Raw genomic sequence first — 25,303 nt, 5'->3', positions numbered from 1 at the left:
CCTGGGGTCAGGTCTAGACATGGCGGTTTTACTTGCGCGCTCAAGTAAAACCGCCATGTCTAGACCTGACCCCATTTGGATTGTGCAAGTAATTGCGAGGGAGGATGGTGATGCATAGGACGCGTGTCAAGATTTGCGGGTTGACCCGCGCCGAGGATGTGCGGGCCGCGGTCGCCGCCGGCGCCGATGCGCTCGGGTTTGTGTTTTATGCCAGGAGTCCGCGCTATGTGACGCCGCGCCGCGCCGCCGAGTTGATCGCGGCGCTGCCGCCTTTCGTCGGCAGTGTCGGTTTGTTCGTTAACGCTTCGGTCGATGAGGTGGCGACGGCGGCCCGCATCGCGCCTTTGTCTTTGCTGCAGTTTCACGGCGACGAGACGGCGCAGCACAGCGCCGCGCTGGCGGCCGCCGCGAATCGGCCTTTTGTGCAGGTTTTTCGCGTTAAGCCCGACACAAGCGCCGCCGATTTGCTAGAATGTGAGCAGCGCTATCGCGCCGCCAGCCCCTTGTTTACGGGCCTCTTGCTCGACACTTTCGTCGATGCCTATGGCGGTGCAGGAAAGGTATTTGATTGGTCTCTCATTCCAAAAGATCTCGCGCCTCGGGTCGTTTTAAGTGGTGGCTTGAGCGCAAGCAACGCGACTGACGCGGTGCTCGGTGTTCGCCCTTACGCGGTCGATGTCAGCAGTGGCGTCGAGGCGGATAAGGGTATCAAGGACGCGCACAGGATCCGGGACTTCGTCCAGGCGGTCCGTGACGCCGATGCCATCATAGATAGAGAGAGTCCCCATGAAAGCCTTGCCTGATTGCGGCGCAGCCGCCGCATTGTTCCACGCCACCGATTACCATTTGCCTGACGCCCGCGGCCATTTCGGCCCCTATGGCGGCGCCTTCGTCGCGGAAACCCTGAGCCACGCGCTGGCCGAGTTGAACGCGGCGTATGCGCGCTACAGCGCCGACCCGGCGTTTCTGGAGGAGTTCCGCTACGAGTTGAAGCATTTCGTCGGCCGGCCCTCGCCGATTTATCACGCCAAGCGCTGGTCCGGCTTGATGGGCGGCGCGCAGATTTATTTCAAGCGCGAGGATTTGAACCACACGGGCGCGCACAAGATCAATAATGTCATCGGCCAGGCGCTGCTGGCCAAGCGCATGGGCAAGCCGCGCATCATCGCCGAAACGGGCGCCGGCCAGCACGGCGTGGCGACGGCGACGATTTGCGCCCGCTTCGGCCTCGAATGCGTCGTGTATATGGGCAGCGAGGACGTCAAGCGCCAGGCGCAGAATGTGTACCGGATGAAGTTGCTGGGCGCCACCGTCGTGCCCGTCGAGTCCGGCTCCAAGACGCTCAAGGACGCGCTCAACGAGGCCATGCGCGACTGGGTCACGAATATCGAAAACACTTTCTATATCATCGGCACCGTCGCCGGTCCGCATCCGTATCCGATGATGGTGCGCGATTTCCAGTCCGTCATCGGCGCGGAGTGCCTGGTGCAGATGCCGGAGATGGCCGGCCGCCAGCCCGATTATGTGCTGGCCTGCATAGGCGGCGGCTCGAACGCGATGGGGATTTTTTATCCGTATATCGACCAGCGCGATGTGCAATTGATCGGCGTCGAGGCGGCCGGCGAGGGGCTCGACTCGGGCCGCCACGCGGCCTCGCTGACGGCCGGTTTTCCCGGCGTGTTGCACGGCAATCGCACCTATTTGCTGCAGGATGAGAACGGCCAGATCATCGAGACGCATTCCGTGTCGGCCGGGCTGGACTATCCGGGCGTCGGCCCCGAGCACGCGTGGCTGAAGGATAGCGGACGGGCCCAGTATGTGTCGGTCACCGACGACGAGGCGCTGCAGGCTTTCCACGACTGCTGCCATATCGAGGGCATCATTCCGGCGCTGGAGTCGTCGCACGCGCTGGCCTATGCGGCCAAGCTGGCGGCGACGCTGCCGCAGGACCGGATTGTGCTGGCGAATTTGTCCGGCCGCGGCGACAAGGATATGCACACGGTGGCGCAGCGCATGGGGCTCGACTTCAGTTGAGCGGCCCCAGCTTTAACCGATGCCCCCGTGACCATTAGAAAGCCATCCATGTCCAGAATCTCCGCAACATTCGCCGCCCTCGCGGCGCAAAAGAAAACCGCGCTCGTCACCTTCATCACGGCCGGCGACCCGGCGCCCGGGCTGACCTTGCCGCTGATGCACGCCCTGGTGGCCGGCGGCGCCGACATCCTCGAACTGGGCGTGCCGTTTTCCGACCCCATGGCCGAGGGGCCGGTGATCCAGCGCGCCTGCGAGCGCGCGCTGAAGTTCCATATCGGCCTGAAGGACGTGTTCGAGTACGTGCGCCAGTTCCGCGAAAGCAATCAGCACACGCCGGTGCTGCTGATGGGCTACGCCAATCCCATCGAGCGCATCGGCGCCGACGCCTTCATCGCCGCGGCGAAGGCGGCCGGCGCCGACGGCGCCATCGTCGTCGACTATCCGCCCGAGGAGTGCGGCGAGTTCGCCGCCGCGATGCGCGACAACGGGCTGGACCTGGTTTTCCTGCTGGCGCCGACCTCGACCGAGGAGCGCATCGCCCAGGTGGCCAAGGTGGGCGGCGGCTTCAGCTATTATGTGTCGCTGAAGGGCGTCACCGGCGCCGGCAATATCGACACGGCCCAGGTGGCCGAGCGGCTGACGGCCATCCGCCGGCATGTCAAACTGCCCATCGGCGTAGGTTTCGGCATACGCGACGCGGCCACGGCGAAGGCGGTGGCGGCGGTGGCCGACGCCGTCGTCATCGGCAGCCGCATCATCGAGGAAATCGAGAATACCCCGCCGCCGCAGGCGCCGGCCGCCGTGCAAGCCCTGGTCGCCGGCATCCGCGCGGCGCTGGACGCCTGAGCGCGTGCCCGCCGGGCGGGCGCCAGGGGGTGAAAAACTTGTTAAATTACAATGTTCGACAGCTCGGCGCTAAACGGCTACACTACGCCCACTGAACTACGCTGTAATTGGCGAAGCAGCGGTTGTGGCGGCCCTTGAGGGGGCCGCCCGCCGCTTGCCGGAGTAGCCGTCTGCCCGACAGGGCCATAGGAGAAATGATGAGTTGGTTGGAAAAACTGCTGCCCCCGCGGATTCAGCGTTCCGACGCCGCCGCGCGTAAGACCATGCCGGAAGGATTGTGGGTCAAGTGTCCCTCGTGCGAAGCCGTGCTGTACCGCACCGACCTGGAATCGAACCTGCACGTTTGCCCGAAATGCGACCACCATATGCGCATCCGCGCGCGAGCCCGCCTGGACGGCTTGCTCGACGCCGGCGGCCGTTATGAAATCGGCCAGGAAATCCTGCCGGTCGACACGCTCAAATTCAAGGATAGCAAGAAGTACCCGGACCGCCTGAAGTCGGCCATGGAAGCGACCGGCGAAACGGACGCGATGGTCGTGCTGGGCGGCGCCATCATGAGCTTGCCGGTGGTGGTCGCGTGCTTCGAGTTCGAATTCATGGGCGGCTCGATGGGCTCCGTCGTCGGCGAGCGCTTCGTCCGCGGCGCCCAGGTGGCGCTGGAACAGAAGGTGCCCTTCATTTGCATCACGGCCACCGGCGGCGCGCGCATGCAGGAAGGCTTGCTGTCGCTGATGCAGATGGCCAAGACGACGGCCATGCTGACCAAGCTGTCCGAGAAGAAGCTGCCCTTCATCAGCGTGCTGACCGACCCGACGATGGGCGGCGTGTCCGCCTCCTTCGCCTTCATGGGCGACGTCGTGATCGCCGAGCCGAAGGCGCTGATCGGCTTTGCCGGCCCGCGCGTGATTGAAAACACCGTGCGCGAGAAGCTGCCGGAAGGCTTCCAGCGCGCCGAGTTCCTCGTCACCAAGGGCGCCGTCGACATGATCGTCGACCGCCGCAAGATGCGCGAAGAAATCGCCCACTTGCTGGCGCTGCTGCAAAACCAGGCCGTCGAGGTCATCGCCTAATTTGTTGTCGCACCATTCGCGGCGCGCAAGCGGAACAGTGATCCGCCTGCGCGCCGCTTTTACGTAGAAGCCCTGTCATGCAAAACCTCCCAACTACTCTGCCGGAATGGCTGGCCATGCTGGAAACCCGGCATTCCGAAACCCAGATCAATATGGGCCTGGAGCGCGTGCAAGCGGTCAAGGCGCGCATGGGGCTGCAGTTTTCCTGCCCCGTCGTTATGGTCGCCGGCACCAACGGCAAGGGCTCCACTTGCGCGATGCTGGAGTCGGTCCTGCTGCGCGCCGGGTACAAGGTGGGGCTGTACATCAAGCCGCATTTCCTCGACTTTAACGAGCGCGCCCGCGTCAACGGCGCGATGGCCGGCGACGCCGAGCTGGTCGCCAGCTTTGCCGCCGTCGAGGCGGCGCGCGGCGCCACGCCGCTGACGTATTTCGAGTTCACCACGCTGGCGATCCTGCACCTGCTGGCCGGCGCCGGCCTGGACGTGGCGATCCTCGAAGTGGGCCTGGGCGGCCGCCTCGACGCCGTCAACGTCATCGACGCCGACGTCGCCATCGTCACCAGCGTCGACATCGACCACACCGACTATCTGGGCAGCACGCGCGAGGCCATCGGCTTCGAGAAGGCCGGCATTTTCCGGCCCGGCAAGGCGGCCATTTGCAGCGACCCCGTGCCGCCGCAGTCGCTGATCGACCACGCGGCGGCGATCGGCGCCGACCTGTGGCTGATGGGGCGCGACTTCAATTACTCCGGCGACAAGCAGCAGTGGAACTACGGCGGCCGGGCGCAGCGGCGCAATTCGCTGGCCTATCCGAGCCTGCGCGGCGCCAACCAGATCCTCAACGCGGCCGCCGTGCTGGCCGCGCTGGAGGTGCTGAGGCTGGAGCTGCCGGTCGGCGCCCAGGAAGTGCGCAGCGGCCTCGTGCTGGTCGAATTGCCGGGCCGTTTCCAGGTGCTGCCTGGCCGTCCGTCCGTGATCCTCGACGTCGCCCACAACCCGCACGCGGCGGCGGCGCTGAGCCAGAACCTGGGCAATATGGGCTTCCACCCCTACACCTACGCCGTGTTCGGCTCGATGCAGGACAAGGATATCGACGGCGTGATGGCGGCGATGGGCGAGCACGTCGACCACTGGTGCGTCTGCGGCCTGGCGTCGGCGCGCGCGGCCGGCGCGGCGGAGCTGGCGGCGAAGGCGCAACTGATGCTGGCCGGCCGCAGCGACAGCGACGAGCGCAGCGTGGCTATTTTCGCCGATCCGGCCGAAGCTTATGCAAATGCGCTGAGCCGGGCCGGCGAGAATGATAGAATTGTGGTCTTTGGCTCCTTCCTGACCGTCGCCGGCGTGATGGTGGCCCGAAAATCCTCACTTCACTGACCGAATTCCACCGAAAATTATCACGCATGGGCTTGTTCTCGAAACTCCGTAAAAACAAGCAGGAATCCGCTGGCGAAGACAGCGGCTTCTATGTCGCCGACGACGCCGCAGCGACGGCGAAGGCGCGCTCCAAGCGCGCCGGCAACGCCGGCGCGGGCGCCGCGCCGCGCCGCGCCGGCAAGGACGCCGCCGATCCGGTGCTGCCGGAGAAGAAGCGCGCGCGCCGCCGCCTCGTCGGCGCCGTCGCGCTGGCGCTCGGCGTCGCCATCGGCTTGCCGATGCTGCTGGATTCCGAGCCGAAGCCGCTGGCTTCCGACATCGCCATCCACATTCCCTCGAAAGACAAGCAGGCCGCCGAGCAGCCCTCGGCCAGCGCCGCCGCGCCGGCGCCGGCCGCGTCGCGGGTGGCCGCCGACGCCGCCCTCGACCAGTCCGAGGAAATCGTCGCCGCGCCCGTCAAGCCGGCGGCCGCGCCCGTCGTGGTCGAAGTAAAGACTCACACGGAGGCGCCGGCGGCGAAGCCGGCCGCCAAGCCGGAAGCCAGGCACGAACCCAAGCCGGCCGAGGCCGGCAAGCCCCGCGACGCCAAGCCGGCCGAAACCAGGCCGCATGATGCCAAGCCCGCCGACGTCAAGGTGGCCGAGGCGAAGCCGGCCGCCAAGCCGGCCCAGTCGGCCGACGACGCGGCCCGCGCGCTGGCCATTTTGGAGGGCAAGCCGGCGGCCAAGCCGCAGGAGGCCGGCGCCGGCAAGTTTGTGGTCCAGGTTGCCGCCTTGGCGACCCAGGACAAGGTCGACGAATTGCAGGGCAAGCTGAAGGAAGCGGGCATTCACTCCTACACGCAAAAAGTGCCGACCCCGACGGGCGAGCGCATCCGCGTGCGCGTGGGGCCGTTCGGCAGCAAGGAAGAGGCGGAGAAGACCCGCGCCAAATTGAGCAAGCTGGGCCTGGGCGGCAGCCTGGTGCCGGCGTGATCCTTGCCGGCAAGGCGGAGCGGACGGCGTGACGATTTTCGATTATGTGGTGCTGCTGATCCTGGTCTGCTCGGTGGTGATCAGCATGCTGCGCGGCCTCGTCAAGGAAATGCTGTCGCTGCTTAGCTGGGTGGTCGCCTTCGTCATCGCCAACGCCTACGGCGCCGCGCTGGCCAAGCTGCTGCCGGCCGTCATTCCCGGCGAAGTGATACGGCTGATGGTCGCCTTCGTGGTCCTGTTCATCGGCGTGCGCCTGTTGATGGGCCTGTTGATGCTGGCCGTCGACGCCGTCGTCACGGCGACCGGCCTGAGCCTGGCCGACCGCGGCCTCGGCGCCCTGTTCGGCATGGCGCGGGGCTTGGTGATTGTGTTGGCGACCGTCATCTTGTGTGGGATGACATCGATTCCCCAGCAGGCGTTCTGGAAAAATGCGCTTTTGAGTCCGTTGGCGGAAAGCGGGGCGCGCACCATCAAGCCCTATCTGCCGGCCGCCTATGCGCAGTACGTGCAATTTTGAATTCTTTTAAAATCAGTAGCACCAGTTTAGGAGCACACCATGTGTGGCATCGTCGGCGTCGTTTCTCATCAACCTGTTAATCAAATGCTCTATGACGCCTTGCTGCTGCTGCAGCATCGCGGCCAGGACGCGGCAGGGATTGCGACCAATCACAGCAGTATGTTTTCCATGCACAAGGCCAATGGCCTGGTCCGTGACGTTTTCCGCACCCGCAATATGCGTTCGCTGCAAGGCAACTCGGGCATCGGCCACTGCCGCTACCCGACGGCCGGCTCGTCCAGCGAAGAGGAAGCGCAACCGTTCTACGTCAACGCGCCGTTCGGCATCACGCTGGCGCACAACGGCAACCTGACCAACTGGGAACAGCTGAAGGTCGAGATGTTCAAGAACGACCGCCGCCACATCAACACCGACTCCGACTCGGAAGTGCTGCTGAACGTGCTGGCCCATGAAATCCAGGAGGCGACCACCGGCTTCACGCTGGACCCTGCCGCCGTCTTCAAGGCCGTCGCCGTGCTGCACCGCCGCGTGCGCGGCGCCTACGCCGCCGTCGCGCAAATCGCCGGCCTGGGCTTGCTGGCCTTCCGCGACCCCTTCGGCATCCGTCCGCTGTGCCTGGGCACCAACGACACCGACAAGGGCACCGAATACATGGTCGCCAGCGAATCCGTGGCGCTCGAAGGCATGGGCTTCCGCTTCGTGCGCGACATCGCGCCGGGCGAGGCCATCTTCATCGACCTCGACGGCAAGCTGCACAGCCAGCAATGCGCCGACAATCCCAGCCTGAACCCTTGCGTGTTCGAATACGTCTACCTGGCCCGTCCGGACTCCATCATCGACGGCGCCTCGGTCTACGCGACGCGCCTGAAGATGGGCGAATACCTGGCCGAGAAGATCCGCCGCGAATTCCCGGAAGGCGAAATCGACGTCGTCATGCCGATTCCCGACTCGTCCCGCCCGGCCGCCATCCAGCTGGCCCTGGCGCTGAACATCGAATACCGCGAAGGCTTCATCAAGAACCGCTACATCGGCCGCACCTTCCTGATGCCGGGCCAGGCGATGCGCAAGAAATCCGTGCGCCAGAAACTCAACGCCATCGGCTCCGAATTCAAGGACAAGGTCGTGCTGCTGGTCGACGACTCCATCGTGCGCGGCACCACCAGCCGCGAAATCGTGCAGATGGCGCGCGAAGCGGGCGCCAAGAAAGTCATCTTCGCCTCGGCCGCGCCGCCGGTGATCTTCCCCAACGTGTACGGCATCGACATGCCGACGCGCGACGAGCTGATCGCCTACGGCCGCACCAACGAGGAAGTGTGCCGCGAAATCACGGCCGACGCCCTGGTGTACCAGGACATCGACGCGCTCAAGCGCGCCATCTCGGACGTCAACCCGGCGCTGCAGAACTTCGAGGCCTCGTGCTTCGACGGCGTCTACGTCACCGGCGACGTGTCGCAAGCCTACCTCGACCGCCTGGAATACGCGCGCCACAACCCGAAGGCGGCGGCCGTCGAAGACACGCCGCGCTCGCAGTTGAACCTGAATCTCGCCACCACCGAAGGGTGATGACGCGCCCGGCTCGCGCCGGGCTTTTTTTTTGCCTGCGCGGACATGCCATCCCGTTAAGCGGGCCGGCAACGGCAAACGACAGCCAAAGGCGCCGCCCCGGGGTTCGACCCCGGCGTTTTGGGGTCAGACCCCCGCTTTTGCCCGTGCTGCCAGTTGCCGCGCAACACAGTACCCGGACCGACATCATGAGCGATAAAAAACACTACGGCTTCACCACCACCATCCTGCACGGCGACCGCCAGAAAGCCATCGAACACGGCTCGCTGCACCGCCCGATCCACACCTCGGTCGCCTTCGGCTACCGCGACGCGCGCCAACTGGCGTCCGTATTCCAGGGAAAGGAGCCGGGCTTCCGCTACGGCCGCCAGGGCAACCCGACCGTGTCGGCGCTGGAAGACAAAATCAGCAAAATGGAAGACGGTATCGCCAGCCTGTGCTTCGCCACCGGCATGGGCGCGATCGGCGCCGTGTTCCAGGCGCTGCTGCGCGCCGGCGACCACGTCGTCTCGTCGTCCTTTCTGTTCGGCAACACTAACAGCCTGTGGCAAACGGTGGCCGGGCAGGGCGTCGGCGTCGCCTTCGTCGACGCCACCGACGCCGAGCGGGTCGCCGCGGCCATCACGCCGGCGACCCGCATCGTCTTCGTCGAAACCATCGCCAATCCGCGCACCCAGATCGCCGACCTGAAACGCATCGGCGAACTGTGCCAGGCGCGCGGCATCCTCTACATCGTCGACAACACGATGACCACGCCCTACCTGTTCCGCCCGAAAGCCGTGCTGGCGGGCCTCGTCGTGAACGCGCTGACCAAGTCGATAGGCGGCCACGGCAACGCGCTGGGCGGCAGCCTGACCGACACCGGCGTCTACGACTGGAGCCGCTACCCGAACATCTTCGACAACTACAAGAAGGCGGCGCCGGCGCAGTGGGGCATCGCGCAGATCCGCGCCAAGGCCCTGCGCGACTTCGGGGCCTCGCTGGGGCCGGAGGCGGCGCACCACATCGCCGTCGGCGCGGAAACCCTGGCGCTGCGCATGGAGCGCACCAGCGCCAACGCGCTGGCGCTGGCGCGGATGCTGGAAGCGGACGAGCGCGTCGCGGCCGTCCACTACCCGGGCCTGGCGTCGCACCCGCAGCACGCCATTGCGGGCGAACTGTTCCGCAGCTTCGGCTCGCTGCTGAGTTTCGAGCTGAAGGACGGCATCGACTGCTTCGACTTCCTCAACCGCCTGCAATTGGCCATCCCGGCCAGCAACCTGGGCGACACCCGCACGCTGGTGATACCCGTCGCGCACACGATTTTTTACGAAATGGGGGCCGAGCGGCGCGCCTCGATGGGCATCGCCGAATCGCTGATACGCGTCTCCGTCGGCATTGAAGACACGGCCGACCTGCTGGACGACTTCCGCGCCGCGCTGGCCGGCGCCTGAGCGGACGCGGCCCGCCCTTGATCTGAGCCGCGTCGGCGCGCCGGCAATTCTGCTACGATAAGCGGGATCGCCGGGAGGATGCCGTGACCTTGCAATTTGACACGCTGGACTATGCGAAGAGGCTTGCGGAAACCGGGGTTCCGCTTGCGCAGGCCGAGGCGCAGTCCACATTGCTGGCCGAGGTGCTGGAAAAGTCGTTTGCGCATCCGTCCGACCTGGTCGCGCTGGAAAAAAATGTGCTCAGCCGGATCGACGTGCTGGCATGCGAATTGGGTGGGCGTATTGATGCGCTTTCATGCGAGCTTCATGGCAGGATTGATGCGATTTCATATGCACTTAACGAGCGGATGGACAAACTTGACGCCAAAATTGACGCGCTTGAGCTCAAATTCGAGGCCCGTTTCGCCGCGATGGCGGGCGAGATTCACCTCTTGAAATGGATGGTCGGCATGTCCATCGCCATGAACACAGGCATCCTGCTCAAGCTCTTTCTATCCTGAGCCTGGGCAGTAAAAAACCGACATGCCAGCCGGTTCTTTACTGGAGCGAGGCGGGCGCCTCAGTGCCAGCTGCGCATCAGCCCGACCGCCAGCCCCTCGATGGCGAATTCGTCCGCTTCCGGATCGACCTTGATGACCTTGAAGTCGGGATTCTCGGGCAGCAATTCAATGCCGGAGGCCGTCTTCCGATAACGCTTGACGGTAACATCGTTGCCGATCCGGGCGACGATGATCTGGCCGTTCTTCGCGCTGTCGACCTTTTTGACGGCCAGCAAATCGCCGTCCATGATGCCGGCGTCGCGCATCGACTCGCCGCGCACCTTCAACAGGAAATCGGGGCGGGCTGAAAACATGGTCGGATCGACATGGTAATTCGTTTCCACATGCTCCTGTGCCAGCATGGGCGAGCCGGCGGCGACGCGGCCGATCAGCGGCAGCGCCATCATCAGCGCGGCCGGCACCTGCGGCGCGGGCGCCTCGGCGGCGGCGCCGATCAGGCGGATGCCGCGCGAAGTGCCGGGCGAAATCTCGATCGCGCCCTTGCGCGCCAGCGCCTGCAAATGCTCCTCGGCGGCGTTGGCCGACTTGAAGCCCAGTTCATTGGCGATTTCCGCGCGCGTCGGCGGGAAGCCGGTATTCTCGATCGCATCCTTGATCAGATTCAGAATTTGTTCTTGCCGTGCAGTGAGCTTGATCATGGGGTCGGCATAGTGAAATGCTGTCTATATAAACAGACTGTATTTTTGTACAGTGCGAGCGCCAATGCAAGGGCTTTTTCCCCTTCGCGTGAAATATTTTCCAAAACCACCAATGGGGTCAGGTCTAGACATGGCGGTTTTCACCCCGTAAACCGCCATGTCTAGACCTGACCCCATTGTTGCGGCGCAGACAGGGATTGAGTGTTGACAAAATCTGGGTTATAATCTTCGGCTCACCACTTCCCACACTCGTCTTGACGCCGAGGTGGGCGATTATTAATCCGTCCTTAAGGAGTTTGCATGCGTCACTACGAAATAGTATTTATCGTCCATCCGGACCAGAGCGAGCAAGTGCCCGCGATGATCGAACGTTACAAAGCCAGCGTCACGACGCGCGGCGGTTCGGTTCACCGCGTCGAAGATTGGGGCCGCCGTCAAATGGCTTACTCGATCCAGAAGCTCGCTAAAGCACACTACATCTGCATGAACATCGAATGCGACAATGAGACCCTGGTCGAATTGGAAACCGCATTCAAATTCAATGATGCCGTGTTGCGTCACCTGACCGTTAAGATGAAGAAGGCTGAAACAGCGCCATCGCCGATGATGAAGTCGGTTCAACGTGAAGACGCGGCTAAAAGCCATCGCACCGAAGCACCTGCAGCCGCCGTCGCTGCCGCCGCTTAATTGTTGTCAGGGATCGTGAGCTGAACCAGCTTCAGGTTGTCGCCATCATTGCCGAGCGCGAAGTGTTGCGCTATACCCCGGCAGGCATGCCGATTGTGAATGCAGTATTGCAGCACAGTTCGCAGCAAATGGAGGCCGGCATCGCCCGCTTGACCGAGTTTGAAGTCGCCGCGCTCGCCGCTGGCGAAATTTCCGGCCGGTTCAGTGAGGCAGCCTTGGGCGGGGTCTATCAGTTCAGCGGTTTCTTGGCCCGTAAGAGCCGCAACAGTAAAAGCCTGGTGTTTCACATCATTGATTTTAGTGCTGTCAATTCAGACTAGCGCATTTATTAGATACAGGAGCCTCACATGGCATTCGGTAAAAAGTTCGACAAAAACAAGCTCAAGCTTAAAGAAAAGCGCAAACAGCAAAACCCGCTGTTCAAACGTAAGAAGTTCTGCCGCTTCACGGCAGCTCACGTTGAGCAAGTCGACTACAAAGACGTCGACACGCTGAAAGATTTCGTCCAGGAAAACGGCAAGATCATGCCAGCACGCCTGACCGGTACCAAAGCGCACTACCAGCGCCAAGTTGACACCGCAATCAAGCGCGCTCGCTTCCTCGCGCTGCTGCCATACACCGATCTGCACCACGCTTAATACGCCTGCGTCAGAGAATACCTGGAGAGAAATATGCAAATCATTCTGTTAGAAAAAGTCGCTAACGTCGGCAACCTCGGCGAAGTCGTCAAAGTCAAAGACGGTTACGCTCGTAACTTCCTGATCCCGCAACGCATGGCCCGCCGTGCCACCGCCACCGCTATCGCTGAATTCGAAGTCAAGCGCGCGGAACTGGAAAAAGCCGCTGCCGCTAAACTGGCCGCTTGCCAAGCCCAGGGCGAAAAACTGAACGGCATGACCGTTCAAGTTGCTCAGAAAGCTGGCGTCGATGGCCGTCTGTTCGGTTCCGTCACCAACTTCGACATCGCCGAAGCGTTGACCAAGCAAGGTTTCGCTGTTGAAAAATCGCAAGTTCGCCTGCCATCCGGTCCTTTGAAGGTCACCGGCGAGCACGGCGTTTCGGTGGCTCTGCACACCGACGTTGTCGTCGAAGTGACGATCGCAGTCGTCGGCGAGCACGCCTGATTCCGCGCGGGCCGCATGGCCCGCACGCGACTGTTGTATCGATGAAAAAGCCGGGTCCGCCCGGCTTTTTTATTGCCGATTTTTTTTGCCCACCCGCTGAAGCGGGTATAATTCGCGCCATGAACGCCCCCTCCGATCCGCAACTCGATTCCCTCCGTATTCCGCCGCACTCGATCGAAGCAGAACAATCCGTCCTCGGCGGTTTGCTGCGCGATAATGCGGCGTGGGACCGCATCGCCGACTTTATGCATGCGGAGGATTTCTATCGCTACGACCACCGCATCATCTTCGAGCAAATCGTCAAGATGATCAACGGCTCCAAGCCGGCCGACGTGATCACGGTGTTCGAAACCCTGACCCAGCTCGGCAAGGCCGAAGAGGTCGGCGGCCTGGTGTATCTGAACGCGATGGCGCAAAACACGCCATCGGCGGCGAACATCCGCCGTTACGCCGAGATCGTCCGCGACCGTGGCGTGTTGCGCAAACTCATCACCGTCGCCGACGACATTTCCGGCACCGCCTTCAGCCCGCAGGGCAAGGAAGTCAAGCAGATGCTCGACGAGGCCGAGTCGAAGATTTTCGCCATCGCCGAGGAGGGCGCCCGCGGCGCCCAGGGCTGGACGGCGATCCAGCCGCTGCTGACCCAGGTGGTGGAGCGCATCGACGAACTCTACAGCCGCGACAACCAGAGCGAGATCACGGGCGTGCCGACCGGCTTCATCGACCTGGACCGCATGACCTCGGGCCTGCAGCCGGGCGACCTGGTCATCGTCGCCGGCCGCCCGTCGATGGGCAAGACCGCGTTTTCCGTCAACATCGGCGAAAACGTCGCCATCGACAGCGGCCTGCCCGTGGCCGTGTTCTCGATGGAGATGGGCGGCGCCCAGCTGGCCATGCGTATGCTGGGCTCGGTCGGCCAGCTCGACCAGCACCGCCTGCGCACGGGCCGCCTGAACGACGAGGACTGGCCGCGCCTGACGCACGCGATCCAGAAGATGAACGACGCCCAGTTGTACATCGACGAGACGCCGGCGCTGAACTCGATCGAGCTGCGGGCCCGCTCGCGGCGCCTGTCGCGCCAGTGCGGCAAGCTGGGCCTGATCATCGTCGACTACTTGCAACTGATGTCGGCCAACAGCCCCGGCGACAACCGCGCCACCGAGATTTCCGAAATCTCGCGCGGCTTGAAGGGCCTGGCGAAGGAGCTCGGCTGCCCGGTGATCGCGCTGTCGCAGTTGAACCGCTCGCTGGAGCAGCGCCCGAACAAACGCCCCGTCATGTCGGACTTGCGCGAATCGGGCGCTATCGAGCAGGATGCCGACGTGATCCTGTTCATTTACCGCGACGAGGTCTACAACCCCGACTCGCCCGACAAGGGCACGGCCGAGATCATCATCGGCAAACAGCGTAACGGACCGATCGGCAGCATCCGCCTCACCTTCATGGGGCAATACACCAAATTTGGCAATTACAGTGGTGGTCTGGCGCTCTATCAGGGCGACTAAGCAGCACCGGCAATGCCATCGGCCGCCCCCCGCGGGCGGCTTTCTGTAGTAAATAACACGACTCAATGCTTAACGGAGAATCACATGTTTGGACGCTTGATGCCCACAGAGGGCAAATTTTTTGAATTGTTTAACCAGCACGCGGAATTGTGCGTCAAAGGCGCCAAAGAAATGTTGGGCTTGATGACCAATTTCGACGACCTGGAAAATCGCGTGCACGCGATTGAAAGCATCGAAAAACAGGCCGACAAGGTCACCTATTCGACCGTCGAGATGCTGCACAAGACCTTCATCACGCCGATCGACCGCGACGACATCCACCAGCTGATCACGCGCATGGACGACATCCTCGACTTGATGGAAGACGCCGCCCAGACCGTCTCGCTGTACGACCTGAAGGCCGTCACGCCGGAAGCCAAGCGGCTCGCCGAACTGGTGCTGGCATGCTGCGAGAAAGTGCGCGATGCGGTAGCGATGCTGCACAATATGGACAATTCGCGGCAGATCGTCGCCATTTGCGAGGAAATCGACCGCCTGGAGTCGGACGCCGACCACGTCATGCGCGCCGCCATGTCGAAGCTGTTCCGCGACGAGCCGGACGTGCGCAACCTGATCAAGCTGAAGGCCATCTACGAAATTCTGGAAACCGTCACCGACCGCTGCGAAGACGTTGCCAACATCATCGAAGGCATCATCGTCGAAAACGCCTAAAGCGTTGCCAGCCTGTCCTGAAATAGCCAGAAATCGAAAAGAAAAACCATGCAAACCCTACAAATCAGCATCTACGCGCTTGGCCTGTTGATCGCCCTCGCGCTGCTGTTTGACTTCATGAACGGCTTCCACGACGCCGCCAACGCGATCGCCACGGTCGTCTCGACGGGCGTGCTGAAGCCGCAAACGGCCGTCGCCATGGCCGCCTGCTTCAACTTCGTCGCCATCTTCGTGTTCCACCAGCTGACCGTCGCCGCCACCGTCGGCAAGGGCACCATCGACCCCGCCGTGGTGGACCAGTACGTGATCTTCGGCGCCCTGATGGGCGCCATCGTGTGGAACATCTTCACCTGGTACTACGGCATTCCGTCGTCGTCCTCGCACGCGCTGATCGGCGGCCTGGTCGGCGCCGCCGTCGCCAAGTCCGGCACCGGCGCGCTGGTCTCGGCCGGCCTGCTGAAAACCGTGCTGTTCATCGTCGTCTCGCCGCTGCTGGGCTTCGTGTTCGGCTCCGTCATCATGCTGATCGTCTCGTGGATCTTCGTGCGCTCGACGCCGCGGCGCGTCGACAAGTGGTTCCGCCGCCTGCAACTGGCCTCGGCCGCCGCCTACAGCCTGGGCCACGGCGGCAACGACGCGCAAAAAACCATCGGCATCATCTGGATGCTGCTGATCGCCGCCGGCTACTCGCAGTCCAGCGAGGCGATGCCGCCGCTGTGGGTCATCATCTCCTGCTACACGGCGATCAGCTTCGGCACGCTGTTCGGCGGCTGGCGCATCGTCAAGACCATGGGCCAGAAGATCACCAAGCTGAAACCGGTCGGCGGCTTCTGCGCCGAAACGGGCGGCGCCATCACGCTGTTCACGGCGACGGCGCTGGGCGTGCCCGTCTCGACCACGCACACGATCACCGGCGCCATCGTCGGCGTCGGCTCGGCGCAAAAAATGTCGGCCGTGCGCTGGGGCGTCGCCGGCAACATCGTCTGGGCCTGGATCTTCACGATCCCGGCCTCGGCCTTCGTCGCCGCGATCTTCTGGTGGGTCGGCCAGCACATCATGTAAGGCGCGGGCTCTGCCCCCCCGAAAACCGCCCCGCTTGATTGCCGGGCGGTTTTTTTTCGCCTGAAATTTGCTGGCTTATAGGGGAAATATTCAACAATTCAACATCGCATCGTGCTACATTCGCGCCTGAAAAAACGGGGCCGTTGGCGTCCCGCGCCAGGCTAGACGAGGAAAGAGAGCAGCGCGATGAGCGAGTTATTCACGGATGAGTTGTTGCGGCGCCATTTTGACGTCGACGGGTTGGGTTTGTCCCCGGCCGTGCTGGAGACGGCCTTGGGCATGATGCGCGAGTGGATCGGCGCGCGGCGCGGGCATCCCTATCCCCTTGCCGCCTACGGGCAGCTCAAGCGGGACTGGAGCGGCGCGGCCCTGCCGCTGGACGGCATGGACGCCGGCGCCTTGCTGGCGGAGCTGGAGCGCGACGTCTTCGCCCACACGGCGCAGCTGAACCACCCGAAGTATATCGGCCACATGACCCAGGCGCTGCCCTGGATGGCGGTGCTGGCGGAAGCCTTCATCGCCACCCTGAACCAGAACCAGGTGAAGATCGAAACGGCCTATGCGGCGACGCTGGTCGAGAACAAGGTGTTGGGCTGGCTGCACCAGCGCGTGTATGCCTGCGACGAGGCGTTTTACCGGGACAGCTTCGCCGACGGCGAGCGGCCAATCGGCAATATGGTCGGCGGCGGCACGATGGGCAATCTGACGGCGCTGGCGGTGGCGGTGGAGCGCCAGTTGCCCGGCGCGCGCAAGGCCGGGCTGTTCGCCGTGCTGCAGCAATCGGGGCACGCCGGCGTGGCCGTGCTGGGCTCGGCGCGCACGCATTATTCGGTGAAGAAGGCGCTGGCCACGCTCGGTTTGGGCGAGGACGCCATGTGCCTGATTCCCGTCGACGCCGACAACCGCATGGACGTGGCGGCGTTGCGGCGCACGGTCGCCGAGCTGAAGGCGCGGCGCGTCAAGATCCTGGCGCTGGTCGGCATCGCCGGCACGACGGAAACGGGCAGCATCGATCCGCTGCCGGAGCTGGCGGAGATCTGCCGGCGCGAGCAGATCTGGTTCCACGTCGACGCGGCGTGGGGCGGGGCGCTGCTGCTGGCGGACCGCTACAAGCCGCTGTTCCGCGGCATCGAGCTGGCCGATTCGGTGGTCATCGACGGGCATAAACTGTTGTGGGTGACGATGGCGCAGAGCATGGTGCTGTTCAGGGATGCCGCCAGCCTGGACGCCTTGAAGCACAACGCCAACTACATCATCCGCGCGGGCTCGGGCGACCTGGGCCAGACCTCGCTGGAAGGCTCGCGCCGTTTCGACGCGCTCAAATTATGGATGTCGTTCAAACTGTTCGGCCTGCGCGGGTATGGGGCGCTGCTGGGGCGGGCCGGCGCCCTGACGGAGAGCATGCGCGGCTTGATCGCGGCGGACGGCGACTTCGAGCTGACGTCGGCGTCGCAAACCTTTATCCTGACCTACCGCTACGTGCCGGCGGCCGTGCAGGCGTCGCTGCGCGCCTTGCTCGCCGCCGGCCGCCACGCCGAGGTCGCCGCGCTCAATGGGCAAATGAACGACTTGAACGCGGCGCTGCAGACTGCGCAGAAGGAGGGCGGCAAGAGCTTCGTCTCGCGGACGGTGCTGGAGTCGACGGCCTACGGCGGCGAGATCGTCGTGCTGCGCATCATCCTGACGAATGTGACGACGACGCAGCAGCACCTGCGCGAGATTTTGGACGAGCAGCGCCAGCTGGGCGCCGGCCTGTGGGCTGGGACTGAGGCTATTTGATGCACACGGCGCGCACCATCTTGATGTCGGTGATGCCGAGCAGGGTTTTTTCGATGCCGTCCATTTTCAGCGTCAGCATACCGTCTTCCAGCGCCGCCGCCAGCAACTGCGCGACGCGGCTGTGCTCCTGCAGCAGTTTTTTCACCTTGTCGCTGCCCAGCATCAGTTCGTGCAGGCCGACGCGCCCGCGGTAGCCTTTGTTGCACTGGGCGCAGCCGGCCGCCCGGTATAGGGTGAAGCGGCCGGCCGGGTCGGCGTAGCGCGCCTTCCAGCCGGCCAGCACGGCGGCCCGGCCCGCCGCCGCGTCGCGGACGAAGGCGTCGGTGCCGTGCAGTTCCTCGCAAAATTCGCTCAGCAGCAGTTCGATCTCGGCCGGCTCCGGGTGGTAGGCCGTTTTGCAGTCGCCGCACAGGCGCTTGGCCAGGCGCTGCGCCAGGATGCCGAGCAGGGCGTCGGCGAAGTTGAACGGGTCCATGCCCATGTCGAGCAGGCGCACGATCGATTCCGGCGCGCTGTTGGTGTGCAGCGTGGCGAACACCAGGTGGCCGGTGAGCGAGGCTTCGATGCCCATCGCCACGGTTTCCTTGTCGCGCATTTCGCCGACCATGATGATGTCCGGGTCGGCGCGCAGGAAGGCGCGCATCACGCTGGCGAAGTCGAGGCCCGCCTTGCGGTTCACCTGCACCTGGCGCAGTCCCTTCTGGGTGATTTCGACGGGGTCCTCGACGGTCCAGATTTTCGTTTCGGGCGTGTTCAGGTAGCTCAGCACCGAGTGCAGCGTGGTGGTCTTGCCGGAGCCGGTCGGGCCGCAGACGAAGAACAGGCCGTAGGGTTTTTCGACGGCGCCGCGCAGGCGCTCCAGGTTGAAGGGCAGCACGCCCAGCTTGTCGATGGGGATGGGTTCGCCCGCCGCCAGGATGCGCATGACGATGTCTTCGACGCCGCCGGTGGAGGGAATGGTGGCGACGCGCAGCTCGATGTCGAGCGGGCCGTATTTCCTGAATTTGATCTTGCCGTCCTGCGGTTTGCGCCGCTCGGAGATGTCGAGGTCGCACATGATCTTCACGCGCGCCACCAGCGCGGCGCGGTAGCTGGCCGGGATTTCGATGTAGGGCACCAGGGTGCCGTCCTTGCGGAAGCGGATGCCGGTCTTGCCCTTGCCCGGCAGCGGCTCGATGTGGATGTCGGAGACGCCCTGGCGGTAGGCGTCGACGATGATTTTGTTGACCAGCTTGACCAGTTCGTTCTCGACCGCCTCCGACACCTCGCCCGGCGCGCCGTCCTCGTCGTCGCCGTCCTGCATGCCCGACAGCAGGTCGCCGACGCTGCCCGAGTCGCTGGCCGCGCCGAAGAACAGCTCGACCGTCTGGTGGAATTCGCGGCTGCCGCTGACGCGGAACAGGATGGCCGCCTTGGGGAAAATCTGGTTGACGATGCGCGTGTTGCGCACCCGCTCCGGGTCCAGCGCCAGCACCATCAGGCCGTCCTTGCCGTCTTCCAGCGGCAGCCAGCCGTTTTGTTCGACGTACTGGCGTTTGAGGTTTTTCAGCAGGTCGAGGGGGCGCAGGCGCTCGCGCTTGAACGGTTCGTAAGGCACCTCGAAAAACGCCGCCAGGGCCTGTCCCAGCGTCGCCGGCGGCACCAGGAATTCGTCCTGCAGCACTTCTTCGATGTCGACCGCCTGCTCGCGGGCCGCGCGGGTCGCCTGTTCCAGTTCGGCGGCCGACATCACCGCCTCGCTGACCAGCGCGTCGTATTTGCCGCGCACCACCTGCGGCGGCTTCAGGCGCTGGCTCAGGGCCACCGACAGCGAGGCGCACAGCTCCTTGAGGCCGTCCTGGAAGACGGCGGCGAACGGCCCGCCGCTGCGGTTGTTGATGAACTGGACCACGCCCAGCAGTTCGTTGGACTGCACCGCCAGCAGCGGCGCCACCAGCATCGCGCGGGTGCGAAAGCCGGTGCGCTGGTCGACGCCGCGCTGGAAATGCAGCTCCGGCGCGATGCGCCGCAGCTCGTCCTCGTCGTAGACGTCGTTCAGGTTCAGCGGCTTGCGCGTCAGCGCGACATAGCCGGCGACGCTGTCCGGCGAGATCGCCAGCTTCAGGTCGCGGAACGAGGTCAGCCCGGTTTTCACCTTGGAGACGATGTAGTCCTTGTCGCGGTCGAGCGCGTACAGCGTGAAGCGCTCGCAGTTGAACAGGTCGCAGAAGTCCATGCCGAGGTCGAGCATGATTTCGTCGAGCTTGCCGGTGGCGTGGATCTTGTTGGTGACGGCGTTCAGCTTCCTGAAGAAATCCAGGCGCAGATCCAGCTCGGTGGGGCGGGTGCGGCGGTCGGTTCCAGCGTCGTTCATGGTGTCGTCGCGCCGTCAGGGGAAGGCGATTTCCAGGCCCTCGTAGGCCAGGAAAGCCTGCATGCCGGCCGGCAGCGGCGCGTGGCGCGCCATCACGTCGGCGAACACGGCCTCCAGCTCGTCGTCGTCGCGGCCCGGCTCGTGGTGGGTGCAGTACAGCCGCCTGGCGCCGCAGTCCAGGGCCAGCGCGAACGCGGCGTCGAAGCTGCCGTGGCCCCAGCCGCGCTTGGCCGGATACTCCTCGCGCGTGTAGGAGCAATCCATGATCAGCGCGTCGACGCCGCGCACCAGGGTGGCCAGGCTGGCCTGGCGCTGCGCGGCGGCGGCGTCGGGCAGCCGTTCGTCGTGCGGTTCGTGGTCGCCGCTGAAGAACACGGAATGGCCGCCGCAGTCGATGCGGTAGCCCAGATCGGTCACCGGGTGGTTCATCTCGGTGTTGCGCACCAGCGCGCCGCCGACCTCGATGGCCTCGCCGACGGCCAGCGTGCGGTAGTCGATGCGCGCCGCCATGGCCGCCTCGCTGACGGGGAAGTAGCTGTTCTGCAGCTGCACGCCGAGCACGTGTTCGATGCCGTTGCCGCTGCCCTGCTCGTGCGCGCCGTGCAGGCATATCCGGCTGCCGCGCACGAACAGCGGCGTGAAGAAGGGCAGGCCGTGGATGTGGTCCCAGTGGCTGTGGGTGATGAAGATGTCGGCCTGCACGGGCTGGCCCGGCGGCAGCGACTGCGCCAGCGCATAGATGCCGGTGCCGGCGTCGAGCACGATCAGGGTGCCGTCGTCGGTGCGCACTTCGATGCAGGTGGTGTTGCCGCCGTAGCGCGCCGTGCGCGGCCCGGGCGACGGGATGGAGCCGCGCACTCCCCAGAATTTGACTTTCATTCTCCGCCCCTGTCGCTGCCGTCGAGATGTAGGCGATTCTATTCCAATTCGCGGCGCCGGCGCTGCAAATGTGTGGTAATCCGGCACGCGCAAGTATTTTCTGTTGTTGTCAATCGGTGGTGTACAGGCGGGTGCGCCGGCGCTACACTGGCGGCGTCCCCTCCCATTTCAGGCTGCGCACACCATGCGAGAGCTGCACCCGGAACAAGTTGCCCAGAGGTTAGACCAGCTCACCGAGCTGAGCGTTGCACTGGGTCATGGCCACGACATCGCCACCTTGCTTGAGCGCATAGTGACGACGGCGAAAAACCTCACCGGCGCCGACGGCGGCACGCTGTACCGGCCCAGCGCCGACCGGCAAAGCCTGGACTTCCACATTTCGATCAACGACAGCCTGGGCATCCACAAGGGCGGCGTGATCGGCGTGCCGGCCGTGCCGCTGTTCGACGCCGCCGGCCAGCCCAATCTGGCCTCGGTGGCCGCCTACGCCGCCCATTCCGGCCGGGCCGTCAACATCGCCGACGTCTACCGGGCCGGCGACTTCAATTTTTCCGCCATGCGCGCCTTCGACCGGCACTACGGCTACCACTCGCAGTCCTTTCTGACGGTGCCGATGAGCGACCACGAGGGCGGCCTGATCGGCGTGCTCCAGCTGATCAACGCGAAGGACCCGGCCAGCGGCGCGATCTGCGCCTTTTCGCCGACCGACCAGCGCTTCATCGAGGCGCTGGCGGCGCAGGCGGCCGTGGCGATCACCAACCAGCAGCTGATCTTGCAGCTGGAGCAGCTGCTCGAGGCGCTGGTCAAGCTGATCAACATCGGCATCGACGAGAAGTCGCCCCACACGGGGCGCCACTGCCAGCTGGTGCCGCAGTTGACGATGATGCTGGCCGAGGCGGTGCACCAGTGCGACAGCGGGCCGCTGGCCGCTTTCCGCATGAGCGAGGGCGACCGCAAGGAGCTGTGGCTGGCCGGCCTGCTGCACGACTGTGGCAAGATCACCACGCCGGTGCACGTGGTCGACAAGGCCAGCAAGCTGGAGACGATCTACGACCGCATCGGCCTGATCGACACGCGCTTCGAGGTGCTGATGCGCGACGCCGAGATCGCCGCGCTGCGGCAGAAGCTGGCCAGCCCGGACGGCCACGCGCAGATCGAGCTGCGCCTGGCCGGGCAGTTGGCGGCGCTGGCCGCCGACCGCGACTTCCTGCGCCCCGCCAACGTCGGCGGCGAGGGCATGCCGGCCGCCGAGCAGGAGCGGGTGCGGCGCATCGCGCACTACCGCTGGGTCGGCCCGGACGGCGCCGAACGCGACTTCCTCGACGCCGACGAGCTGGCCAATCTGACGATACGCTTCGGCACGCTGACGGAGGCCGAGCGCCAGATCATCAACAACCACATCGCCGTGACGGTGCGCATGCTCGAAGCGCTGCCCTGGCCCCGGCACTTGCGCAACGTGGCCGAGTACGCCGGCGGCCACCACGAGCGCATGGACGGCAAGGGCTATCCGCGCGGCCTGCGCAAGGAGCAGATGTCGGTGCCGGCGCGCCTGATGGCGATCGCCGATATTTTCGAGGCGCTGACGGCGCCCGACCGGCCCTACAAGAAGGGCAAGCTGCTGTCGGAGTCGCTGCGCATCCTCGGCAACTTCAGCCTGAACGGGCATATCGACCCGGACCTGTTCGACATTTTCATCCGCGCCAAGGTCTACCTCGCGTTCGCCGGCAGGCATATGGACCCGCGCCAGATCGACGCCGTCGACGAGGCCCGCATCCCCGGCTATTTTCCCTAGCGCCGTCGCAGCGGAGCGCACATGGCCCTGATCCCCGGCACCTGGCGCAAGAGCGTGGCGAAGTACGCGGCGCGCTGGGCGCTGGGCCTGGCGCTGACGCTGGCGGGGGCCGCGCAAGTGGTCGGCCTGCTCGACAGCGCGCTGGTCGAGCGCCTCGACCTGATGGCCGCCGACCTGCGCATGCGCCTGGAGCCGGCGCGACTGGACCGGCGTGTGGTGATCGTCGACATCGACGAGAAGAGCCTGAACGCGGTCGGGCGCTTTCCGTGGAGCCGCGACGTCCAGGCCCGCCTGGTGACGCAGCTGACCGGACGCTACCAGGCGGCCACCGTCGGCTTCGACATCTCCTTTCCCGAGCCCGACACCAGCTCCGGCTACGCCGTGCTGGAGCGGCTGGCGCAGGGCGAGCTGGATGGCGTGGCGGAGTTCAAGGAGCGCCTGGCGGCCCTCAAGCCGGCGCTCGACTACGACGGCTTGTTCGCCGCCGCGATGCAGGGCCGGCCGGTGGTGCTGGGCTACAGCGTGTCGGCGCAGCAGCAGAAGGGCGTGCTGCCGGCGCCGGCCTTCACGGTGGCCGGCCTGAACGGCCGCGCGCTGACGGCGCTGTCGCCGCGCGGCTACGAGGCCAACATCGCGCAGCTGCAACAGGCGGCGCGCGGCGCCGGCATCTTCACGGCGCTGACGGACGCCGACGGCGTGCTGCGCTCGTCGACGCTGCTGCAGCGCATCGGCGACGCCTACTACCCCTCGCTGTCGCTGGCGACGGCCGCCGTCTACCTGAAGGCCAGGGCCATCGCGCCGCATTTCACGCGGAACGCCGACAGCATGTCGGCTGCCGACCTGGACAACGGCGGCCTGGAGAAGATCCTGCTGTTCACGCCGGCCGGGCAGGTCGGCATTCCCGTCGGCGAGGCGCTGACCACCATCGTGCAGTTCCGCGGCGCCGGCGGGCCGCGCGGCGGCGCCTTCCGCTACGTGTCGGCGGCCGACGTGCTGTCCGGCGCGGCGCCGGCGGCGGCCCTGCGCGGCGCCATCGCGCTGGTCGGCAGCACGGCGCCGGGCATCAACGACATCCGCGCCACGCCGGTCAACCCGGAATACCCCGGCGTCGAGGTGCACGCCAACCTGATCAAGTCCATCCTTGACGGCCGATTCAAGTCGCGCCCGTATTACGCGCCGGCGCTGGAACTGCTGCAGGTGCTGGGCTTGGGCCTGCTGCTGTCGCTGGCGCTGGCGGCGCTGTCGCCGCTCGCCTCGATCGGGCTGGCGCTGGGCGCGCTGGGCGCCGCCGCCGGCTTCAACTACTACCTGTACAGCGAACAGGACGCCGTGATCAACATCGCCGTCGTGGCGCTGCTGGTCATGGGCCTGTTCGTGCTGCACCTGGGCTGGGGCTATTGCTTCGAGTTCCGCAAGGGGCGCGCGCTGGTGTCGCGCTTCGGCGAATATGTCGCGCCGGAGCTGGTGGCCGAGATGGCCGACGACCCCGAGCGCTACAACATGGAGGGCGAAAGCCGCGAGCTGAGCGTGCTGTTCGCCGACGTGCGCGGCTTCACCACCATCGCCGAGGGACTGACGCCGACGGCACTGCGCGAATACATCAATCTGTACCTGACGGCGATGTCGGAGGATATCCGCGACAGCCACCACGGCACCCTCGACAAGTACATCGGCGACGCCGTCATGGCGTTCTGGGGCGCGCCGGTGGCCTTCGCCGACCACGCCGGCCGCGCCGTCGCCACCGCCTTGCTGATGCAGGCCAGCGCGCGCCGGCTGAACCGCGACTTCGCCGCGCGCGGCTGGCCGACGCTGGCCATCGGCATCGGCGTCAACAGCGGCCTGATGCATGTGGGCGACATGGGCTCGCGCATCCGCCGCGCCTACACGGTGATGGGCGACGCCGTCAACCTGGGCGCGCGGCTGGAGGGCATCACCAAGGTGTACGGCGTCGGCATCGCCGTCGGCGCCGCCACGCGCGCCGCCGCGCCGGAATTCGCCTACCGCGAACTGGACCTGGTGCGCGTCAAGGGCAAGAGCGAGCCGGTGGCGATTTTCGAGCCGCTGGGCTTGGCGGCGCAGCTTGGCGAGGCGCTGTCGGGGCAGCTGGAACGTTGGCACCGGGCGCTGGCGCTGGTGCGCGCGCAGCAGTGGGACCGGGCCGCGCTGATCGTCGACGAGCTGGCGCGCGAGGACGCCGGCGCCGCCCTGTACCGCCTGTATGCGGCGCGCATCACGCGCTACCGCGCCAACCCGCCCGGCTACGATTGGGATGGCGTGACGACCTTCGACAGCAAGTAGTTCCCGAGGGGCGGGGCCGCGGGCTGTTTGCGGGGCGCTGTTGCAAAAGCGCCATATCGAAAAAGCCCATGTGCGCGGGGAGCATGCCCGGCACGGCCCCGG

23 protein-coding genes are annotated in these 25,303 nt (G+C 65.3%); 20 read left to right on the top strand and 3 right to left on the bottom strand.

What is annotated here, in order from left to right; all coding sequences use genetic code 11:
- Positions 1–110 precede the first annotated feature (110 nt).
- From OIK44_RS16205 to OIK44_RS16160, 10 genes are all read left to right on the top strand, one after another.
- Complete coding sequence (locus OIK44_RS16205) at positions 111–803, top strand: phosphoribosylanthranilate isomerase (protein WP_273672123.1); 693 nt, start codon at positions 111–113, stop codon at positions 801–803.
- Positions 787–2,034 (top strand): tryptophan synthase subunit beta, encoded by a 1,248-nt coding sequence (gene trpB / locus OIK44_RS16200; RefSeq protein ID WP_273672121.1) that lies wholly within the window; start codon positions 787–789, stop codon positions 2,032–2,034. Before OIK44_RS16205 ends, trpB begins: the two co-directional genes overlap by 17 nt.
- 48 nt (positions 2,035–2,082) lie before the next feature.
- The gene (trpA, locus tag OIK44_RS16195; RefSeq protein ID WP_273672120.1) at positions 2,083–2,880 is read left to right on the top strand and encodes a tryptophan synthase subunit alpha; all 798 of its coding nucleotides are present in this window, start codon (positions 2,083–2,085) and stop codon (positions 2,878–2,880) included.
- A 197-nt stretch (positions 2,881–3,077) separates the two neighbouring features.
- Complete coding sequence (accD, locus tag OIK44_RS16190; RefSeq protein ID WP_273672119.1) at positions 3,078–3,950, top strand: acetyl-CoA carboxylase, carboxyltransferase subunit beta; 873 nt, start codon at positions 3,078–3,080, stop codon at positions 3,948–3,950.
- A gap of 77 nt (positions 3,951–4,027) precedes the next feature.
- On the top strand, positions 4,028–5,326 hold the full coding sequence (gene folC, locus OIK44_RS16185; protein WP_273672118.1) for a bifunctional tetrahydrofolate synthase/dihydrofolate synthase: 1,299 nt from the start codon (positions 4,028–4,030) through the stop codon (positions 5,324–5,326).
- Positions 5,327–5,352: 26 nt separating this feature from the next.
- Complete coding sequence (locus OIK44_RS16180; RefSeq protein ID WP_273672117.1) at positions 5,353–6,300, top strand: SPOR domain-containing protein; 948 nt, start codon at positions 5,353–5,355, stop codon at positions 6,298–6,300.
- Positions 6,301–6,328: 28 nt separating this feature from the next.
- Entirely contained in the window at positions 6,329–6,817 is a 489-nt protein-coding gene (locus OIK44_RS16175; RefSeq protein ID WP_273672116.1) for a CvpA family protein, read from the top strand.
- A 39-nt stretch (positions 6,818–6,856) separates the two neighbouring features.
- Entirely contained in the window at positions 6,857–8,380 is a 1,524-nt protein-coding gene (gene purF, locus OIK44_RS16170) for an amidophosphoribosyltransferase (protein WP_273672114.1), read from the top strand.
- A gap of 188 nt (positions 8,381–8,568) precedes the next feature.
- A complete protein-coding gene (locus OIK44_RS16165) occupies positions 8,569–9,813 on the top strand; it encodes a cystathionine gamma-synthase family protein (RefSeq protein WP_273672113.1) in 1,245 nt (414 codons plus the stop codon).
- A gap of 83 nt (positions 9,814–9,896) precedes the next feature.
- Complete coding sequence (locus tag OIK44_RS16160; protein WP_273672112.1) at positions 9,897–10,313, top strand: hypothetical protein; 417 nt, start codon at positions 9,897–9,899, stop codon at positions 10,311–10,313.
- A gap of 59 nt (positions 10,314–10,372) precedes the next feature.
- On the opposite strand, the gene lexA is transcribed toward OIK44_RS16160, so the two are convergent.
- Positions 10,373–11,011 (bottom strand): transcriptional repressor LexA, encoded by a 639-nt coding sequence (gene lexA, locus OIK44_RS16155; RefSeq protein ID WP_273672109.1) that lies wholly within the window; start codon positions 11,009–11,011, stop codon positions 10,373–10,375.
- Positions 11,012–11,311: 300 nt separating this feature from the next.
- Here lexA and rpsF point away from each other — a divergent pair, with 300 nt between their 5' ends.
- The 8 genes from rpsF to OIK44_RS16115 all read left to right on the top strand — a co-directional run bounded on the left by rpsF (position 11,312) and on the right by OIK44_RS16115 (position 17,879).
- Positions 11,312–11,698 carry a 30S ribosomal protein S6 gene (rpsF, locus tag OIK44_RS16150; RefSeq protein ID WP_273672108.1) on the top strand — a complete coding sequence of 129 codons (387 nt, stop codon included), beginning with the start codon at positions 11,312–11,314 and terminating at the stop codon, positions 11,696–11,698.
- A 20-nt stretch (positions 11,699–11,718) separates the two neighbouring features.
- Positions 11,719–12,018, top strand: coding sequence for a primosomal replication protein N (gene priB / locus OIK44_RS16145; protein ID WP_273672532.1), 300 nt, complete (start codon positions 11,719–11,721; stop codon positions 12,016–12,018).
- Positions 12,019–12,045: 27 nt separating this feature from the next.
- Positions 12,046–12,336, top strand: a complete 291-nt coding sequence (rpsR, locus tag OIK44_RS16140) for a 30S ribosomal protein S18 (RefSeq protein WP_010400024.1) — start codon at positions 12,046–12,048, stop codon at positions 12,334–12,336.
- A gap of 33 nt (positions 12,337–12,369) precedes the next feature.
- Entirely contained in the window at positions 12,370–12,822 is a 453-nt protein-coding gene (rplI, locus tag OIK44_RS16135) for a 50S ribosomal protein L9 (protein ID WP_273672099.1), read from the top strand.
- A 119-nt stretch (positions 12,823–12,941) separates the two neighbouring features.
- Positions 12,942–14,327, top strand: a complete 1,386-nt coding sequence (locus OIK44_RS16130) for a replicative DNA helicase (protein WP_273672097.1) — start codon at positions 12,942–12,944, stop codon at positions 14,325–14,327.
- Positions 14,328–14,411: 84 nt separating this feature from the next.
- Positions 14,412–15,038 (top strand): DUF47 domain-containing protein, encoded by a 627-nt coding sequence (locus OIK44_RS16125; protein ID WP_273672096.1) that lies wholly within the window; start codon positions 14,412–14,414, stop codon positions 15,036–15,038.
- 48 nt (positions 15,039–15,086) lie between these two features.
- On the top strand, positions 15,087–16,100 hold the full coding sequence (locus tag OIK44_RS16120; RefSeq protein ID WP_273672094.1) for an inorganic phosphate transporter: 1,014 nt from the start codon (positions 15,087–15,089) through the stop codon (positions 16,098–16,100).
- A gap of 186 nt (positions 16,101–16,286) precedes the next feature.
- Positions 16,287–17,879, top strand: coding sequence for a pyridoxal-dependent decarboxylase (locus OIK44_RS16115; protein WP_273672093.1), 1,593 nt, complete (start codon positions 16,287–16,289; stop codon positions 17,877–17,879).
- Here OIK44_RS16115 and OIK44_RS16110 read toward each other — a convergent pair.
- Entirely contained in the window at positions 17,872–20,232 is a 2,361-nt protein-coding gene (locus tag OIK44_RS16110; RefSeq protein WP_273672092.1) for an ATPase, T2SS/T4P/T4SS family, read from the bottom strand. The genes OIK44_RS16115 and OIK44_RS16110 overlap by 8 nt on opposite strands.
- 15 nt (positions 20,233–20,247) lie before the next feature.
- A complete protein-coding gene (locus OIK44_RS16105) occupies positions 20,248–21,111 on the bottom strand; it encodes an MBL fold metallo-hydrolase (protein ID WP_273672090.1) in 864 nt (287 codons plus the stop codon).
- A 184-nt stretch (positions 21,112–21,295) separates the two neighbouring features.
- Between OIK44_RS16105 and OIK44_RS16100 the strand changes: the two genes are divergently transcribed.
- The gene (locus OIK44_RS16100) at positions 21,296–22,903 is read left to right on the top strand and encodes an HD family phosphohydrolase (RefSeq protein WP_273672088.1); all 1,608 of its coding nucleotides are present in this window, start codon (positions 21,296–21,298) and stop codon (positions 22,901–22,903) included.
- A 21-nt stretch (positions 22,904–22,924) separates the two neighbouring features.
- On the top strand, positions 22,925–25,201 hold the full coding sequence (locus OIK44_RS16095) for a CHASE2 domain-containing protein (RefSeq protein WP_273672086.1): 2,277 nt from the start codon (positions 22,925–22,927) through the stop codon (positions 25,199–25,201).
- The last annotated feature ends 102 nt before the right edge of the window (positions 25,202–25,303 follow it).

This window comes from Janthinobacterium fluminis (genome assembly GCF_028595325.1).
GTDB lineage: Bacteria > Pseudomonadota > Gammaproteobacteria > Burkholderiales > Burkholderiaceae_D > Janthinobacterium > Janthinobacterium fluminis.
Note: the sequence above shows the minus strand (reverse complement) of the source record. Positions and strands in the feature narration are given on the sequence as shown.

Coding starts and splice junctions, on each gene's coding strand:
- OIK44_RS16130 (WP_273672097.1), top strand. CDS start 12,942: ATGAACGCCCCCTCCGATCCGCAACTCGATTCCCTCCGTATTCCGCCG.
- OIK44_RS16165 (WP_273672113.1), top strand. CDS start 8,569: ATGAGCGATAAAAAACACTACGGCTTCACCACCACCATCCTGCACGGC.
- trpB (WP_273672121.1), top strand. CDS start 787: ATGAAAGCCTTGCCTGATTGCGGCGCAGCCGCCGCATTGTTCCACGCC.
- OIK44_RS16125 (WP_273672096.1), top strand. CDS start 14,412: ATGTTTGGACGCTTGATGCCCACAGAGGGCAAATTTTTTGAATTGTTT.
- rplI (WP_273672099.1), top strand. CDS start 12,370: ATGCAAATCATTCTGTTAGAAAAAGTCGCTAACGTCGGCAACCTCGGC.
- trpA (WP_273672120.1), top strand. CDS start 2,083: ATGTCCAGAATCTCCGCAACATTCGCCGCCCTCGCGGCGCAAAAGAAA.
- OIK44_RS16180 (WP_273672117.1), top strand. CDS start 5,353: ATGGGCTTGTTCTCGAAACTCCGTAAAAACAAGCAGGAATCCGCTGGC.
- rpsF (WP_273672108.1), top strand. CDS start 11,312: ATGCGTCACTACGAAATAGTATTTATCGTCCATCCGGACCAGAGCGAG.
- purF (WP_273672114.1), top strand. CDS start 6,857: ATGTGTGGCATCGTCGGCGTCGTTTCTCATCAACCTGTTAATCAAATG.
- OIK44_RS16105 (WP_273672090.1), bottom strand. CDS start 21,111: ATGAAAGTCAAATTCTGGGGAGTGCGCGGCTCCATCCCGTCGCCCGGG.
- OIK44_RS16120 (WP_273672094.1), top strand. CDS start 15,087: ATGCAAACCCTACAAATCAGCATCTACGCGCTTGGCCTGTTGATCGCC.
- OIK44_RS16110 (WP_273672092.1), bottom strand. CDS start 20,232: ATGAACGACGCTGGAACCGACCGCCGCACCCGCCCCACCGAGCTGGAT.
- OIK44_RS16100 (WP_273672088.1), top strand. CDS start 21,296: ATGCGAGAGCTGCACCCGGAACAAGTTGCCCAGAGGTTAGACCAGCTC.
- accD (WP_273672119.1), top strand. CDS start 3,078: ATGAGTTGGTTGGAAAAACTGCTGCCCCCGCGGATTCAGCGTTCCGAC.
- rpsR (WP_010400024.1), top strand. CDS start 12,046: ATGGCATTCGGTAAAAAGTTCGACAAAAACAAGCTCAAGCTTAAAGAA.
- lexA (WP_273672109.1), bottom strand. CDS start 11,011: ATGATCAAGCTCACTGCACGGCAAGAACAAATTCTGAATCTGATCAAG.
- folC (WP_273672118.1), top strand. CDS start 4,028: ATGCAAAACCTCCCAACTACTCTGCCGGAATGGCTGGCCATGCTGGAA.
- OIK44_RS16205 (WP_273672123.1), top strand. CDS start 111: ATGCATAGGACGCGTGTCAAGATTTGCGGGTTGACCCGCGCCGAGGAT.
- OIK44_RS16095 (WP_273672086.1), top strand. CDS start 22,925: ATGGCCCTGATCCCCGGCACCTGGCGCAAGAGCGTGGCGAAGTACGCG.
- OIK44_RS16115 (WP_273672093.1), top strand. CDS start 16,287: ATGAGCGAGTTATTCACGGATGAGTTGTTGCGGCGCCATTTTGACGTC.